Below are 18213 nucleotides of genomic sequence, written 5' to 3'. Positions count from 1 at the left end.
TGATCTTAAGATGTGGCAACTGATTGTAGATAAGATGATATTATCGTTATCACAACGCGAATATGGAAAAGGATTGTTCCTCTTTGCCACTGACATTATCCCAAAATTGCACTTTAAGGAGACGATGACCATTCATCCCCTTATCGCCCATGAATTTTGTTTATAATGAGGTGGTAACATTATCCTTAAATAGAAAGAATACTCACAAAATTTTATTGTGATGTTTTCTCTTACGGAGGTGCCTACCATGAAATCCCAGCATGCCATTTTACTGACATCGGCATTAGCTTTTAGTCTCACCACATTGTCGTCATTTGCGCCTGCAACTGTCAATGCCTTTAGTCTGCCGGGTCCCATTTATAAACTGGCGGACAAGCCCACAGTCTATATCGAGCGCAATGGAAAAATGCATGCCATTGCCAATGAAACCATCTTCTATGATTTAGGCTACCAATTCACAGAACTCCATGTCGTAAACACTTTACCCGCTCCTATTGGCAGTGCCGTCGATCTTTTTAAATTACCCAACAAGCCTCAGGTTTATTGGTACTCTCAAGGGACATTACACTGGATTGCTTCCGCTCAAATATTTGTGGCTCACGGCTTTCAATGGGACAACATTTATACGGTTTCACAATTACCGGCCCCTATAGGCAGTCCCATATCAGCATCCTCGACTCCTCCCTCCACGATCCTCCCCTTAGTGGGATTTCCAGACGTGATTGTGGGTCAGACCAAAGACATCATGATTGACGGGTTAACATCGTCTTATCAAGTGGACCAATCCTATTCAGGCAGCATCCCCGTGACCTTGTCTGGTTCGTCCCATAACTTTTCCATTTGGAATGGATCATCATGGGTCAGTTCGGGTACCGTCAATGTTTCTCTTCACGACGGTACAGGAATCATCCAGGTGAAGAGCGGAAATACGCCTTGGCAATCAGCAGACTTGATTTTCGGATCATCTGGTAGTCAAGATACGCAACAACTGACGAGCGTGCCCGATACAACAAAACAGGTTGGATGGCGTGTGTTTACCGATAGCTCCCAACCTTCACCCGTATCCGGGGAACATCCTGCATATCCCAACGGATCCTCGACGTTTTTGATTGAACCCGTCAATGCCCACGGCCAAATTGTACCCGGGACTTTAGCAGATAAGGTGGATGTTGCCGCCGATCCCCAGGTCTACATCGGTGGATGTGACTTTTCTTGGCCCTATTGCGATATACTGAGTTCCCCCTATGTCAGTACAAAAGGCATCGCGTTTACTGATAATCAGGCTGTGCTTCCGTCCTCTACTCCCGTTGTATTTGCTTTGAGTCCACAAGCCCCAGTGCAAGCCCTAGTCACAGCCGTCACCCCCAAAGGCTCCTCATCGGCCATCACCCCAAGCGCCTTAGTGAAAACATCCAGCGGGGACATTCAGACCGTTGGGGGTATCCTACCCAATCATTCCTATGTCATCCAGTTACAACTACAAACCTCATCGGGGCAGCCTATTTTAGGCCTGCCGGAATTAGGCTTGACGACCAGTACTCAGATATCTCTTTACCAAAATAAGCGTTCGACTCCATCTACCTTGAGCTTCGAAAAGGCGGGAGAGAACCATTTGTATTTCCTCTATAACAGCGGTTCCAAGGACAATAGCCCGGACGTTTTAGCCTTATTCGGTTCTCCTCCCGGCAATAATCTTCCACCTGTAGACCAAAGCATTTTTCTCGAGCTGATTACCAATAGTTTCTAAAGGCCCTGTGACTGTGACAGCAACGTAATCACAATTAAACTAAGAGCACCAGAGAAACACTGACCACCGTGCAAAGGAAATAAATCCCTTGCACGGTTTACATTTTTCGCTTCGAATTCATAATAGTAGTTCTTTGATTTATCCATCAAAACTGCGTCTGGGCACAATTAACGACACAGGGTCCATTTTTCTCTCTAACCAGCCTGTTCACAGCCTGGGCACCACCATGTTCCCCATGATTCGCAGATTAATCCGTCAGTATTTTGCGAAAATTTCAGGTTCCCAGTTCTTCACATTAACTGGGATATGCCTTAAGAGGTTTGATACGCCTCCCTCTGGACAGCCGGACGCCGCCTACGGCGATGAGCCCGTTTTCTCATGCCATCAGGAGTAATGTTATAGACAATTAGACCGTCAACATCATATTTAAATTCAATCGTACATGTAGAGCAAAAGAACCAGCCGGGAGCGGTTAGCCTTCCAACCCAACGGTTGCCGCATTCAGGACAAACGGGATACGTCACTCGCATAACCATTCTCCTTTACTTGCTTTTATATTTACCATAACGTCACAAACGAGTTGTTGGTAACAAGAATTTGAAAAATTTTTATTGGTTATTTGCACAATTCATTTTTCCTTATCGTCATTTCTCGTTGTCTTTCGCCATATTACACGTGATTTTATGGATAGAGAAAAATTTTCCACATAAATTTCCCGTGCTTATCCCTTACTCCGACAAAAGCAGACCTTAAGCCATTGCCATAAAAACCGCCTTCTTTAAAAGAACCGAAAGAAGGCGGAACAAATGTCGTGATTCTTTATGGAAATCCATCTTAGGTCTCTCACACCGGGTCCGATGCATATCCCATTTATGGTGTTGGGCTCATCACCATATGCACGAATCGTCCGAGAAGAGCCGTCATAAACTGTAACCCTTTTTGAACATCGGGGTCTTTCATCATCGCCATCATGCCGCGGACCCCCCCAAATGTGGATGTCTTTTTTTGAGTTTGTTCAGCCACGTCTTTCACCGTTTGAATAATCCCGTCCACATTAAATTGGCCTTCTGTCGTCCATAATCCGGGGAACAGTTCCTTCCATGGGATAGCTGTCTTTAAGGTCTCAGCCATCCCAAGCGCTTGACGGACCAGATCCCATCCGTGCTGCGCATCGATAAATTGCAACACTTCGGTGCCCACTTTCAACAGTTGTGTCAAAGTGTTTTGAGGGACATCTTTAATGACCTCTAAGGCGGCAAACAACATTGCAACGACGTGACTTTGACTCGCCAAGGCGGTCAATTGAATGAGGTTTTTCCAGTCAGTGGAGCGCATGGATTCAATCACATGATTGTCATTAACCCAGCGGAATATTTGATCGATAGTTTCTCCGGGAGGCAATATCTCCGTCAGTTCATCCAAATAGTCCAACGCTAAGAGTAAATCATCAAAAACTCCACGCTCATTAGCAATTTCTAGCGCGGTGAGTAGTTTTGGCAAAGCATCAAGCATTGCAGGATGGGTCATATCCTCTGCCACACGCACCACAGAGTCGACCGGAAGATCACTCGTTATTTTACCGAGTCCCTTCAGCAATGCCTGCACCTTTTTAGGATCCTCAATCGATTCAATAGCCTCCGCCAAATTCATTAGCGGATGGGCAATACGATCTTCACTCATCAATTGTGTCAACTTCATCAAGTTGTCAGGACGAATACGCAGGGCGTTCTGAATGAGCTCCTGGTGCGATTGATACAAAGATCCCACTTTATCTGATAGCTGATCGGTATCAATGGCATCAGGATACATGCCCATAAATTCCACCAATGTCGTCAGCATATCGACGATTCCACTGTCATTAAGAATTTCTAGTGCCTTCAGCAATTTAATCGCGGCATCTAAGACTTCGGGTTGTTGGGCTTCTTCCAAGAATTCATCCATTAACACATCCTGATCGATCGCGGGAATACTCTCCAAGTCTTTCATCGTACCTCGTTCGTACCTCCTTCGTGATCACAAGGAATCGACGTCCTGTTGGGTCTTACAGCAGAAGACGAAACAGAACATCGTTTCTTTAGTGGATTGTGCAGCACATTGTGATGATTCTCAGTCTGAAACCTCCTTGGCATACTCACTAGGAGCTTTTGACCCAAGCCTCAAGGGACCGTTCGTTCCATATTTCTTATTCTCTGTTCAGTTCCGTAAAGGGAAAACGACATAAAGAAAACGATAGTGCTATACCTGACCACGAATAGAACGCTACTAAACATTTTCCGGTTTAGGAAGTTCAGTAAACATAAGAAGCGATGTCGTGACATCCTCAAAAACCGAGAAATTCTCGATAAGCCGGCTACTATGTCCTATAGAAATGTTGATTCATTGCGCCTGTGGAACAATCATAGTCGAATCTTGTCATTTTTAACAAAAAGCACCGGATTTATCGAAAACGGATTTATCAAGTGGTTCGAATTTGTAATGAAGAGTATCATGAATATGCATAACTTATCCTTATTTTTGGATATTCATGTTAATGGTAAAACATTCTCGTTTGCCACTAGCGTTCCCTTAAACACTGTATGAATTAACAGATGAAAAGAAAGGAAGCGATGGTTTTGCATTTATCTTTCCGCACTTTATCCCTTGTTAGCGTTAGCGTTCTTCTTCCTATTGTAGCGGGGTGTGGAGCATCAGTATCGTCGAAAAGTCCTTCCCCAAATTCTTCGAAAACCGTCGTCATTGCTCTACCCGTACAAACGGCACCCAATTGGTTTTTTCCTGTCTTTTCGACCAATACATTTAGTGCCGTGAACATTGAACTCGACGCTCTTTTATACAAACCGTTATTTGATGTAACGCCGCACGATACTATCGATTTTTCTCATTCGTTAATATCCAAGGCAACGTGGAATAAGACAGATACCGCGGTGACCTTAAACATCAATCCACGTTATCATTGGTCCAATGGACATCCCATTAGCGCATCCGATATCATTTTTACGTGGAACTTGATGAAAGCCGCGAGTGGCAACAGTTCGTCGCTTCCATGGAATTATGGTGGAGCTGGCAGTGGTGGGGTGCCCAATGATTTTAAATCCGTCACCGCGATTAATTCACAAACAGTGAAAGTGACACTAAACACGGCGGTCAATCCACAATGGTTTCTTCTAAATGGACTCGGACAAATGAATCCCGTACCCGCATCTGTCTGGGACAAATATCCAAACAACATCATAGAAGAATTGACCTATATCAAGAATATAGCTAATAATCCCACCGCATCCGTATTTCGTGTAGTCGATGGTCCGTATATGTTCTCCCAAGTCAAACCTAATGAGTCGTGGAGTTTCGTTGCCAATCCCCACTATGGAGGAAAAAAATCTCAAATCAAAACACTAATTTTTCAATATGAAACATCGAGCGATAATGAATTCGCGGCCCTGAAAAAAGGAACTATCACCGTAGGATACTTACCTCTCAGTCTCTATAAATCGCGTCAACAACTGGCTAATATCGATACCATTATTCCAGGGTATGTGTGGGGCATGAGCTATCTGCAACCCAATATGCATCACAATGCTCCCAATGACATCGGGTCACTATTTAAAAAATTATATATCCGTCAAGCTTTAGCATATGGCATTAACCAACCTGGGATTATTCAGTCCTTTTTCGACGGCCAAGGGATCTCTGAAAGTGGCCCTATTCCATCACGTCCAGTCACGCCGTATTTCGACCAGCAGTTAAAAAATCCTGTCTATGCATTTAACCCGCATACAGGAAAAGCCCTATTAATAGACCATGGCTGGAAAGAAATTGACGGCGTCATGACCAAAAACGGAAAAACCTTGTCCTTTACGTTAAACTATAATGCAGGTAGTCAGACCGTCACAGATATTGCTGAGTTACTAAAGAGCGATTGGGCACAGGAAGGCATTAACGTCAAATTAGTGTCCACGCCCTTTGACGAGCTCATAGCTCTGCCCAATGATAAGTGGTCAATGATTTGGTTAGGTTTGGGTAGTTGGATTTATGCTCCCGACTATTATCCAACTGGGGGTGCACTATTCAAAACGAATGCCGCGCTCAATGGCGAAGGCTACAGTAATTCCGAAATGAATCATTTGATTAATTTGACTTATTCCCCCTATCAGTCTACAACGCAAGAAATTCAACGACTTGATCAATACCAAGAATTTGCAGCACATCACATTCCGGTGATCTGGATGCCATATGCCGCAAACTTCTATGTGGTAAACAAATCTTTACATGGATATAAACAGTCTATGAATTTGGTTTCTGGTCTGATCTACCCTAATTACTGGTCTTTACAATAATTCTCTTGTCACTACAAAATCCTGGGAAAATGGGCTAATCGGAAACACCGCTCAGCCTATTTTCCACAGGGGTTTATTCATGTCGTTTTCTTGCCTTAGAATATCTGATAATTCCACAAAATCTTCAACCCGTTATTATTAAACGCAGAAAATCATACCGACGAGGAAACAGAATTCTTGACAGCGTCAATGTAGGAGGCAGATGCACAAGTCCAACTTTTGGCAAAGATATCTCTATCATGATGTTGGGTTCAAAATCAATCATGTCGTCCAGACTTATACAGTTCCTTCCACATCGCCTGAAGGCAATAACTTTGTGTGGCATTTAAGCAATCGAGTGTAGATTCTACCCGTATTTTTGTATGGACGATGGTTCAGACAACGTCAAGAGTCCGGGGTCCATGACCACAGAGAATTTTTTAGACGATATGCTGGAATATAGACAACCATAATAGGCAGACCCACAATGGGTTAAAGACGATTCGTTAATCTTTCTTATTTCGCGTGGTTAGGTTGGTCGAATCGCTGATAATTACTGGATATAAGCTGGTTTAGACATCACACCGATACTACTGTGTCCCACATAAAAATAGGCGTCCTCTCATTTTGTTTTTCTATCAGCCTTTATTCGGTAACCCCAAAGGAACCACAACCGTTTTGATAGTAAGAAAGAGTCTATTATTTTGCTGAAAATAGAACGGAAGTAGGGCCAATGAATAAATCACTCATCACCGCAATTACCGCATGTGTTGCCACAGCAGGATTTCTAGTCTCCTACGGCAATGGGGATAGCACGCAGGGGCATCTCCACGCACCAGGGGCCTTCGACAACTACAAAATTGCCGAAGCGCCCAATATTTCCGGGATCAACCAAGGTACTCCCAGTTTATCGCTAATTTCCTCGACAACAATTGCAGCCCTCATCAATAGAACTCTTGTATTTACTAACAACAACGGCAAGAGTTGGACTACCGAGCTTCTGCCACCGCATACGAATCCAGAGGCCATCGACTTTGTTAATTCGCATACTGGCTGGCTCTTGGCTTGGGCCGGTACCTCTTGGAATCACCCCACGATCTACAAGACCCGTGATGGAGGACGGCACTGGCAGAGACAATTTGAGGCCCCTCGTGCCATCGGTCAAGGGACATTGGACATGATCTCGGCTGAAAACGGATGGGCCATTTTAGCAAACCGCCCATATCATACCCGAGACGGAGGCACCCACTGGACTCAAATCCGCTTACCATCCGGAGATATTCCAGTGGGATTGGATTTCGTGAACTCAACAAAAGGCTGGGTTTCCGCCCGTAGCCCACGCGCCATCCCAATAGAGTCTCTATTGGCCACGAATGACGGCCTTCACTTTCATACGATCCTCACCACTTCTCATAGCATTATCGCTATGAGTTTACAATCACATGGTAGCGGTGAAGTTCTTGAAGGTGCACCGGGAGGCTATATGGCATTTGGCCCCCTACTGAAGACAACCAATGATGGGAAACAGTGGTTGACCATCACGCCCAGCACCCATTTCAGTCAACTCCATGTTTTCGGATATGCATCAGCCATGGCTTTTGATGGCGAGACGGGATGGATCGGGACAACCAATGGAGCGTTAGGATTTGTACCGGATGGACTTATGGTCACGAACAATGACGGCAAAACCTGGCATTTTGCAAAAAACCAAGACGGCTGGGCAATTCAGGCCATAAAAATGACGGGGTTAGGAGAAGGATGGGTTATCTCCCATGCCGCTTCGGGTGTTGATTTTTTAGCCCACACGGTAGACAATGGCCAGCACTGGACCATTTCGTGGCCTCCGAAGACGCCTAACTCGCTTGATTTTATCACGCCCCAAATCGGTTATGACATGGGTGTTCCCAGTGATAATAAAGCTATCGTTTTCACCAAAGACGGCGGTCAACAATGGACCTGTCAAACTTCAACAACACCCAAAGCTTTCAACGCCTATGCATTTTCTTCCACATTAGGGCTAGCCGCTTTTGATACCAATGTTGGACCCCAAGCAGAACAAGTCGCGCAGCTCTATGCATCCCATAATGGAGGACGGACATGGCAAAAGTCGAGTTCGCTTCCTCATCTCACCGTACTCGCTATACAATATCTCGGAAAAGGAGTCTGGATGATGAGGGTTCAGACAAATATGGGACTCTCCAATCAGCTTGAGTTGAGTACAGACAACGGCAGACACTGGACACGCCTAAAACTTCATCTAACCTCGGCTGACATGGTGAGCATGGTAAACCCTCATCAGCTCTGGATATTTTCCCCTCCCACCAAAAACACATCGGCCACTACGAATTCGTTGGTACTGGAAACGACGACAGGTTTCATCCAAAACACCGCACTCACTTTTCATTCCTCCCACCGGATTACATACGTTGTCAACGCTATTGATTTTCGCAATACCCAAAATGGGTGGGTCATAGTCACCAAATTTGTGAAGTCATCCAAACTCATCCACAAACCCGGTCCCATCAAAAAATTAGTCCATGCAGCACCCAAGCTCTATAATCTTCTTTACGAGACCACTGATGGTGGTCGATGGCGGCCGGTATCATCCGGACACACCCACGACCAAGGTAAACCGTCTCTTTAGCAACTCAGGTGATTATTATGAGGAGAAGCGTCTTAAGCTGTCTTAGACAGACATCGCTTTCAGAATGTCATGGTGCAATGAACAGCTACAGCCTTAAATAGCCTTACGGGATACCAAAATTTTTTAATCCGTATCAAAAATATCGTATTCTTCGTTATCATAACGAGTAATGAATAGCTACTGTCCAATGATGGGTTGTCAACTGTATCCATTCTCTCGCCATTTTTTGGCGTGTTAAAAGAAAGGTTTGTACTGATTTGGTTCATGTCGAGGTTAATGACCTGTCCGTCAAGTATGGCAGTTATCAAGCCTTACAACACGTGTCTTTGAATATCCCCGGGGGCGAATATTGGATATTGCTCGGAGAAAACGGCGCGGGCAAATCCACCCTGTTACGTTGTTTAGCGATTTGGATGCGTCCTACTGAAGGCTCGATCGCGATTGACGGGTATAATACAGAACATGACGAACGGATCTTGCGCTCACGTATTAAGTTTGTCCCGGATACGCCAGCATTTTATGCAGAATTAACGGCATGGGAACATGCCGAGCTTGTCGCTACCCTACATCATCTAGAAGACTGGAATATTCACGCTCAAAAGCTTTTTCAGCTCTTTTCTCTCGACCAGCATAAAAACGCCTATCCTGCGAGCTATTCTCGCGGCATGCAATATAAACTCGCCTTGCTGCTCTCATTATTAGTCAAACCCGATCTTTTGTTATTAGATGAACCCTTTGGACCTCTCGATCCCGCTTCTCAATCGCAATTAGCAACAGTCCTAGGCAGATTATGCCGCGACGAACACATGACCGTCATTGTTAGCACGCACTTACTGCCTGAATCCATTCAGCCTGATCACTTAGTGTTTCTAAACCAGGGACGTATTCTTCTAGATCAGTCATGGGATATGGTCATCGAGAAGTATCCCGGAGCGGTGAGCAGTTTACCATACCGGCTAACTTACAGCCTTTTAGAGGATAGCGCAGGTGCGGAGTTTTCCCATGAATAGGATGTATTCCAAAACGGGCTGGCAAGTACTGGGGGAAATTTACTGGCGGCGATTTAAAGCCCAAAGTCTTTATTGGTTACGCAGTATCGGCATTGATCCCAACAACCGGGATATTTTTTCCCGTCTCTATATTGTCTACATTTTCATCATTGTAGGGATTTGGGTCGGGGTGAGTTATTCGGGCCTTCTGACCTTAGCGTGGCACCTGGGCCATACCCTGCACAAACCCCTTGGGGCGATTTTGCCTCCCATCGCCATTCTCGCTGCCGTGCTCAGCATAACCCTCACGGTCGCTCGCTCCCCGCTATATCTTACCCATGGCGATATCGAGTGGGCGTTATCGTCGCCCATTTCTCCCCGCCTGTTTGTTCCCTTTTATGTTATTCCCAGACAAATCCGGCTGTTTCTTCTGTCGTATTTAATCGTCTCTTTAGCGGCTCTATTCCTTCATACTCCACATGAAGCAGTCTTGGCTGTCTCTTTCGCCTTGTGGATGGTTACAGCAAATAGTTTAGGATGGATTATCGCTGCCATTCATTATTCGCGGCATGCTAAGCCTTACCGGTATTTTTGGGTGGCCGTTTTGATTTCTCTCCTCACCCTTGTCTTTCTCTTTCACCAAGACCTTATTATCGTGGCGCAAAGGGTTGAGCCCTACCCCTCTCACTTTGTGGAGCTAACACTCCTCTTAGGGGGACTGTGGTTTTTGGGGTTCTTGGTCGCTTCGCACATCAATCTCTTAAGCGTACAAGAGGCCAGTGAACTTTATGCGGATATCGCAGATTTGGGAATCATTTATTTACCCAACCGCGATCTGGTTCAACAGATTCACACCCGAAAGCGTTTAGCGAAAAAACGAGTAATTGGTCGTCTTCCCTCGTGGCCAAAGCCCTATTTCGAAATCGGACGTTTTGTCATCACGCTTTCACGTCAACCCCGTTATCTGTTGACGCTCGTGGAACTATCCCTATTATTCCGAGCAGGCATTGTGCTATTGGCTAAAACATCTAATCACTGGGCCTGGCTGTTTTGGCTATTTATCGCCTACCGGTTTCGCCGTGGGCATCTATCCCAAATCTTCATCGAGGATGTCACAAATCCCTTTCTTTATCAATTTTGGCCCGATTCCATCGTGCTTCACTTTATTCAAAGCAGCATACTACCTGTCCTTATCGTATTTCTCCTCACGACCGGATTTTGGTGGATTTTGCCTTTGAGTATCCCCTTGACAGGCATGCATCTGCTCTTTGTCACTTCTTTAATTTTGTCATGGGTATTAGGAGAAGCAACAGCCCTGATGAAAAGTATCCAAAGTAAAACGGCAGGGGACAACTATCATGTCGCCGCCGTGATGGCTTCTGGATTGGTTCTGCTGTTAGCCACCGTTCTGCATCATATTGCGTGGGCCCCTTTGATCCCGTTAGTGTTAATGACCTCGTTATGGAGGCAATATCAAACAGAAAAACCACCCTTACGTGCTCATCTAGGAAAAAACTAGTCTCGCTGATATGAGATAAATTTTCCTATTGATGAAAGATCATAAAATAAGAAAATCGGTTTTCAACGGCTAAGAGAAATGCTTTCCTGGGAGCTGCTAATGGGTGATCGAAAATGACCAGGGCCTAAAATTCCTATCTGTCTCGATGTTAGGCTTAACGTATTCAGATATTTTGGGCACGGAAATCCTTCCTGTCAGGACAGAAGAGTTGACCTTCGCCATGGAAATTTGATAAACACCAACCACATGTCGTCCCCAGATAGCATTTCTCCCCTGAAGAGCCCCTTCGAGTACATGTTGCGTCTATGAGGGATGATGGTTTATGCAGAGGTATAAACGGGGTGGTCCATAGCATGAACGAAAAACCATCTCTTTAGCCTGTTGGAGAGCAGTGCGAAGAGTGATGAAATCCATGCAACAAAAGAACGCCAAAACGTACCTAAGTCGCATCCGTTTGGCAGTTGACGGCAAAGAGGCATTCCCAAACAGATTTAGATATACGCTCAGCTCAAACGGGATGCTACGATCGCTGATGAACTCATAGTTTTTTGCTAATCCAAGAATCCTATTAACCACTCTAAAACCCGGGTGCTGTTTAAGCCTTTTCATCATACCGTCTTTTGCCTAAGCACCTCAGATAATCAAGAGCTTACGGCTGCGAAAGTCGATTATTCCCTTCATATATTTGACGCTTTTGTTTAGCGAAAGGTCTTGACGTCTTATTCGTTGTTCTTTTTAAGCCACTCTAAGAGTAATTCATTTACGACCTGGGGCTTGGACAAGTTGGGGAAATGGGCGACACCCGGCATGCGGATAATGTTGACCCCCGGCAAAGTCTGTTCGAAATAGTTAGTCACCGCTAAGCAAAAAGCCGTATCATGATCCCCGACAACGACCATAACGGGCATGTTGAGATTTCTGGTCGCGCCTGTATCATCCATATCCCGGTACTGGGGAAATTCCCCATGTTTCCTAAGCAATTCCCGGTACATCAAGCGGAACAACTCGCGATAAGGCTTGGACACATGCTCTTCACGACCGCTGATGCCAATGAGCCAAATGGCCTCGGCCAAATCGACAAGTCGGTCAATATCATGGTTTGCTAAAGCCGCTTCATATTCCTGGTAGATAGTCGGCTCAGGGGTATTGAGCACGGGTTGAAAGCCAAAGAGTCCGGTACCCATCAAGACGATCGATTGGATGCGACCAGGGTAACGGGTCGCTGCATGGATCGATATTGAGCCGCCCATGGACGATCCCACCAATGCCACCCTATCCACCTTCAAATGATCTAAAAGCGCGAGAAGCGTATCTGTGGGATCGTAATCGTCAGGGGCATTGTCGCTCAATCCCGATCCCAACAAATCATAGGTAATACAACGGTAGCTCGGGGACAATGCATTAACTTGATCGCGCCACTGTCTGTGATCAGTAAGAGCAGAATGGAGGAACAGCACACTCGGCCCATTACCCGTTACCTCGTAATAAATCGTCCCCTGCCGCGTGATCAATTCACTCATCGTCCCAATGATCTCCTCTCTGCCATCGAAACTATATTCTATTTATCCGGTAAACTGACCGTTAACAACACCCCAATCGTTACGATTTTAGAGTACACCAACACTCATCATTGCTGCCTACCGGAACAAGAAAAATCCTCTTCGGGAAGTCGGACCGACATCATCCTGTCTTCATCTGGCACTCGTTATCAATGACCTTCACTTGACGCACAGCATTATCCCAACAGGGAGTTCATCATTTAAACCGGAGCCGACCATGAAGATGTGATAGGCTTAGAGCAAACCCAACAATTCATGATAAATGAAGTCAACTTCTGATATGGGAAAGGGGATATGGTGTTGGCAGTAAAACCTTACGGATCATGGAGTTCTCCCGTCAGCACAGAGATGCTTACGCAAAACACCGTGACGTTCGATCAACCACAATTCGATGGGGACACGCTGTATTGGATTGAAACGCGTCCTCATGAGCAAGGACGTAATGTCATTGTCCGTTTCAATCCGCTGACCCAAGAGATTCAAGATATGACTCCCCCTGGCTTTAACGCCCGCACCAGGGCTCATGAATACGGTGGACGAGCATACGTGGTTCATGATGGGGACATCTTCTTTTGCAATTTCCAAGACCAGCGTCTTTACCGGCAAATTCAAGGAGGAAAACCCGAACCCATCACGTCTGATCTCCCCATCCGCTATGCCGATATGATTTTTGATACGCATCACCACCGCATTATCGCTGTGAGGGAAGATCACCGAATTTCCGATATTCAGGCGACCACCACGATTGTCAGCATCAACCCCGAAGGGGATGAATGCGGTACCGTGTTAGTGTCTGGTCATGATTTCTATAGCGATCCCCGTCTTTCTCCTGATGGTCAACAGTTAACCTGGCTGGCATGGAATCATCCCCAAATGCCGTGGGACGGAACAGAACTCTGGCTCGCCGATTTAAACCATGAAGGATACCCCACCAATTCACAACGTCTTAAAGGGTCAAGTACGGAATCGATTTTGCAACCCCTGTTTTCTCCCGCTGGCGTCTTAACATTTTTGTCTGATGAAAGTGGGTGGTGGAATCTCTATCAGTGGGTCGATGGCACCGCCCAAGCGATTTATCCCATGGCGGCCGAATTCGGGACGCCACCTTGGGTATTTGGCATGACCACTTACGGGTATTTAACCCCTGATCAGATTGTGGCCGTGTATATGGAAAATGGTTCACGACATTTAGGGCTCATTGATCTCAAAAAACATACCTTGACAGAGATTAAAACGCCCTACACCTATTTTGCCTTGCCTGTCACTCATCACCACCATGTCGCGATGATTGCTGGATCCTGGCAAGAACCCGCTGCCCTCGTGACATGGCAGGGGGAACACACAGAAATTCAGGTCATCAAACGATCTCAAAACGTCGTCATGAATCCTGAAGACATTAGCGTGCCGTCGTTTATCACTTTTCCTACGGCCCATAACCAAGAGGCCTATATGCATCTTTACCCTCCTAAAAATCATGCGTTTACCGGTGTGCCCGGTGAAAAACCACCGCTCATGGTCATCAGTCATGGCGGACCGACCAGCAGCGGAACCCCTTTATTTCATCTCGCCATACAATACTGGACAACACGCGGATTTGCTGTAGCTGATGTGGATTACGGTGGTTCAAGTGGTTATGGACGTGCCTACCGTCGCCGCTTAGAAGGGCAATGGGGCGTTGTCGATGTGGAAGACTGCACCAATGCAGCCCTATATTTAGCGCAACAAGGACTCGTCGATCAGAACCGCATGGTCATTCGCGGGGGAAGTGCAGGAGGATTTACCACCTTGGCCTGCTTAGCCTTTCGCAATGTCTTTCGGGCCGGAGCCAGCTATTTTGGTGTCAGTGATCTCGGGGCCTTAGCCAGGGAAACCCACAAATTTGAATCACGCTATATGGACAGTATGGTCGGTCCTTGGCCTGAAGCGGAAGCGTTATACCGTAAGCGCTCGCCTTTGTTTCATGCGGACCAGATCAAAGCGCCGGTCATCTTTTTTCAAGGCCTCGATGACAAAATCGTTCTCCCTAATCAAGCCGAAATGATGGTAGAGAAACTGAAGGAAAATCATATACCCGTAGCCTATATCGCGTTTCCCGAAGAAGGCCATGGATTTCGTCAAGCTCAAAATATCAAACGCGCCACCGAAGCCGAATTATATTTTTACAGCCGTGTTCTCGGATTTTCGTTGGCCGAGGCCATTGACCCCGTTCCCATCGAAAATCTTGCCTAACTTCTTGACCATATGACCGCGGGCAAACTGATATGAGAATTTTAGCAGTTGCCCGCGGTTCATCCTTTCAATCAGTCGTCTATCTTTCCGCATGGTAGGCCAAACCTAGCGCCATAGTCTTATAGAATCTTTTCCCCATCTACCGCAATAAAGGAAATTTAGATACAATAATGCATAAATCAATCACGACAATCTGCGTTCGTAGGCCGACCAAGGTCTTGTTAGGGGTGGCGCCGACAAGGTCGGCGTAAGAGACGTTCCCAATTCGGCGGAAATCCCATGGCACGAAGGTCGATAATCCCCTGATATTCATCGCATAACGTTTCTAGTGCTGTCACAAAATGACTCCAGTCGGTCCACGGTTCATAGAGATGTCGTGCGGCCATCAGAACCGAGAACCATGACTGAGGTTCTGGAATATCTGGGCGATCATCATGACATATTTTGGGCTGAAACGTAGGAGTCCGGCGGTACAGACGGGAAAAGTGCGCGCAGGAATTCCGTACCGTCACCAAACTCAAAAGCCATTGAGCAATGACTTTTTCGTTGAGACCATAATGGGATTTAGCAATGTGTTGGCGATGGCTACGAACCAAATTGCCAAACACCTTGGATACCGAGCCAAAGGACATCATTTCGACTGCCACCCAAATCGGAAAAGTTCCTCCATAGTATTTTCGGTAATGATCAGCAAATGGTTCGCGACTCCGCTCAATCGTCATATCTATCACAGTCAATTGAGCCGTATGTTCACTTGGATTTACAAAATGTTTTGGGTCACGATATGCTAGGGGATCACAAGCTACCGCAAGGTACTGCGCAAGCTTCGTCCGAATAGAAATTTCGATAGGTTCGATTATCGCTAACAAAAGATTCCGAAAGCGGCGATCAAACTCATAAATCGCGTAAACGGTTGACAATTGGGTCCCTGGTATGTAGGTGTTATCTGGCCGTTTGAATTCCACAAGATATCCTGAAAGCCGGTAGTAACTGATGCGCTGTAAAACCGCCTTGGCATCAACCTCGTCGGCAATTATCAGGCCTCGACTTTTAAGGAGAGTAACTTGCTGATCAATGGTGGTGGCCGGCTTCGCACTATTTGCCATAAATATTCCCCAATATAAAGCAAATGGCTCACCGATTTTCGCATCGCTTATGCGCTAGGCGTGGTGAGCACTGTTAATATAATAATATAGAATGCTGTTGTTTCCGTCAATTCTTTATCTCTCTGAGACAGGAGCACGACCACGGTAAAGATGGTATCTAGATACTATGACCGTCTCAATAAAACCCAAGTACCATACCTGTTGTCACATTTCTCATGCCACAAATAGCAAATCCCCATAAATTCTACAAAAAGTCCGTGTTTAGCGTTTGTGCTGGTGCACAAGCATATGATTATATCTTAAGTATTATAGAGAGATGATCCATAAGAAAACCGCTATGTGGTTGCTCCACGCCAAACTTCTTGTCCCAATCCCATTATTTAGTGATAGGATAATGATATTCACGATGACAATTTTAAAGATTATTCTATCTGCCTTTAATAAGAAATCCTCTAACAAATGGGTTCACAATCTTTTGACAAAGGCGGTGAATCGATGAATGATCTACGCGGCACAGAAGTCATCCCGCAATATTTGCAGCATTGGCTGAGCCACAAGCCCGATGCCTTATATCTTGTCGATCACAGTTTAGAACGCGAAGAAGTGATATGGACCTACCGCGAATTTGCTGATAGGGTCCACGCTGCAACCCTTGCCTTATATGATGCCGGGGTTCGAGCGCACGATGTCGTCGCCGTGCAATTACCGAATAACTGGGAATTTGTCGCCTTAACCATCGCAACCTGGCAATTAGGCGCGGTCATTTGCCCGATTATGCCGATTTTCCGTGAACATGAAGTGCGTCAAATCCTCGAAAAAACTCATGCTAAGTTATGGGTTTTGCCCAAGACTTTTCGCCATCTGACATTTACCGAAATGGCCGAACATTTGGCTGGCGAATTTCCTCACTTGACCATTTGGATGCGGGGTGGACAAGACTTTCCAGCTCTCGAACACATCCTAGGTCAAACATCAGGAGTCAAGAACGTTCCCCTTAGTCTGCCTGCACTGGATGACTTAGCAGAGATCGTGTTTACCTCAGGAACTACCGGTCGTCCGAAAGGGGTCATGCACTCGCACAGGACACTCTTAACAGGCCTCCTGTTGCAAAAGGATTTCCTCCATTTAGGTGATAGCGACGTCATCTTTATGCCATCCCCCTTTGCCCATCAAACGGGATTTTTATATGGCGTTTTATTTCCCCTTCTTCTAGGCATCCCTGCTGTCTACCAAGATATTTGGGATCCGGAAGTTGCCCTCTCGTTACTCTCCCGCTGGCGGGTGACGTTTTCGATGGGTGCCACGCCATTTTTGAGTGATTTAACCACCCATTACCGTCCTGGTCAGCATGACTTATCGGCGTTGAAGATTTTTATTAGTGCCGGCGCCCCTATTCCCCGAATCTTGGTTGAAAAAGCTCACACCCAGTTTGGCGTCCATATTTTAGCCGGATGGGGTATGTCCGAAAATTCCCTTGTCACACTCGTTCGCCCCGAAGACGAATTGGAGAAAACCTATACGACCGATGGACGGCCTGTGCCCCAAATGGCCTGCCGTATTGTCAACGAAGCGGGTGAAATTTTACCCTCAGGAACAGAAGGCGAACTGGAAGTGAAAGGACCTCAAAACTTCATGGGCTACTTTGATGACCCAGACACCACACAAAGTCTTTTTAGGCCAGGAGGATGGCTTCGAACCGGGGATCTCGCCATCATGGATGATGCGGGGTATATTCGCATTACCGGCCGAGCCCGGGATATGATTAACCGCGGTGGGGAGAAAATTCCGATTGCCGATGTCGAAGAATTATTATACCGCCATCCTGCCATCAAAGAAGCCGCACTGGTGGGAATCCCTGATCCCCGTCTTGGACAACGGGCGTGCGCTGTGGTGGTTTTGCAGCCCGGAGCGCATTTGAGCTTGTCAGAACTCACCCAATACCTAGACCGCTGCCGGTTAACCAAACAATTTTGGCCTGAACGCCTCGAAATTATCGAAGAAATGCCCAAAACCCCAAGTGGTAAAATCCAAAAGTTTCGACTTCGTGAGTGGCTCAATGAGGGCGGCAGCAAAGAACTTCTCCGTAGCCGAGACTAACAGGCCAACC

Annotated in this window: 10 protein-coding genes; 7 read left to right on the top strand and 3 right to left on the bottom strand. The window is 46.2% G+C overall.

Annotated elements, in window-relative coordinates; all coding sequences use genetic code 11:
- Positions 1–247: 247 nt before the first annotated feature.
- Entirely contained in the window at positions 248–1747 is a 1500-nt protein-coding gene (locus B8987_RS07365; RefSeq protein WP_084661159.1) for a hypothetical protein, read from the top strand.
- Between the two features lie 870 nt (positions 1748–2617).
- Here the strand turns inward: B8987_RS07365 and B8987_RS07360 are convergent.
- The gene (locus B8987_RS07360) at positions 2618–3733 is read right to left on the bottom strand and encodes a helical membrane plugin domain-containing protein (protein ID WP_084661158.1); all 1116 of its coding nucleotides are present in this window, start codon (positions 3731–3733) and stop codon (positions 2618–2620) included.
- 626 nt (positions 3734–4359) lie between these two features.
- On the opposite strand from B8987_RS07360, the gene B8987_RS07355 reads away from it, so the two are divergent.
- The 4 genes from B8987_RS07355 to B8987_RS07340 all read left to right on the top strand — a co-directional run bounded on the left by B8987_RS07355 (position 4360) and on the right by B8987_RS07340 (position 11212).
- Entirely contained in the window at positions 4360–6081 is a 1722-nt protein-coding gene (locus B8987_RS07355) for a peptide ABC transporter substrate-binding protein (RefSeq protein ID WP_242940643.1), read from the top strand.
- A gap of 712 nt (positions 6082–6793) precedes the next feature.
- Positions 6794–8704 (top strand): WD40/YVTN/BNR-like repeat-containing protein, encoded by a 1911-nt coding sequence (locus B8987_RS07350; RefSeq protein ID WP_084661156.1) that lies wholly within the window; start codon positions 6794–6796, stop codon positions 8702–8704.
- 257 nt (positions 8705–8961) lie between these two features.
- On the top strand, positions 8962–9714 hold the full coding sequence (locus tag B8987_RS07345) for an ATP-binding cassette domain-containing protein (protein ID WP_051350989.1): 753 nt from the start codon (positions 8962–8964) through the stop codon (positions 9712–9714).
- Complete coding sequence (locus B8987_RS07340; RefSeq protein WP_139793492.1) at positions 9707–11212, top strand: hypothetical protein; 1506 nt, start codon at positions 9707–9709, stop codon at positions 11210–11212. The genes B8987_RS07345 and B8987_RS07340 overlap by 8 nt, the downstream gene beginning before the upstream one ends.
- Positions 11213–11931: 719 nt before the next feature.
- On the opposite strand, the gene B8987_RS07335 is transcribed toward B8987_RS07340, so the two are convergent.
- Positions 11932–12732 (bottom strand): alpha/beta fold hydrolase, encoded by an 801-nt coding sequence (locus B8987_RS07335; RefSeq protein ID WP_084661154.1) that lies wholly within the window; start codon positions 12730–12732, stop codon positions 11932–11934.
- A 333-nt stretch (positions 12733–13065) separates the two neighbouring features.
- Between B8987_RS07335 and B8987_RS07330 the strand changes: the two genes are divergently transcribed.
- Positions 13066–15000, top strand: a complete 1935-nt coding sequence (locus B8987_RS07330; protein WP_084661153.1) for an alpha/beta hydrolase family protein — start codon at positions 13066–13068, stop codon at positions 14998–15000.
- A gap of 221 nt (positions 15001–15221) precedes the next feature.
- Here B8987_RS07330 and B8987_RS07325 read toward each other — a convergent pair whose 3' ends face one another.
- Positions 15222–16106, bottom strand: a complete 885-nt coding sequence (locus B8987_RS07325) for an Abi family protein (protein WP_084661152.1) — start codon at positions 16104–16106, stop codon at positions 15222–15224.
- Positions 16107–16601: 495 nt separating this feature from the next.
- Here B8987_RS07325 and B8987_RS07320 point away from each other — a divergent pair, with 495 nt between their 5' ends.
- Positions 16602–18203: an AMP-binding protein gene (locus B8987_RS07320; protein WP_176213186.1), complete on the top strand. Its 1602-nt coding sequence runs from the start codon at positions 16602–16604 to the stop codon at positions 18201–18203.
- The last annotated feature ends 10 nt before the right edge of the window (positions 18204–18213 follow it).

The organism is Sulfobacillus thermosulfidooxidans DSM 9293, from assembly GCF_900176145.1.
In the GTDB taxonomy this organism is placed as follows: domain Bacteria; phylum Bacillota; class Sulfobacillia; order Sulfobacillales; family Sulfobacillaceae; genus Sulfobacillus; species Sulfobacillus thermosulfidooxidans.
Note: the sequence above shows the minus strand (reverse complement) of the source record. Positions and strands in the feature narration are given on the sequence as shown.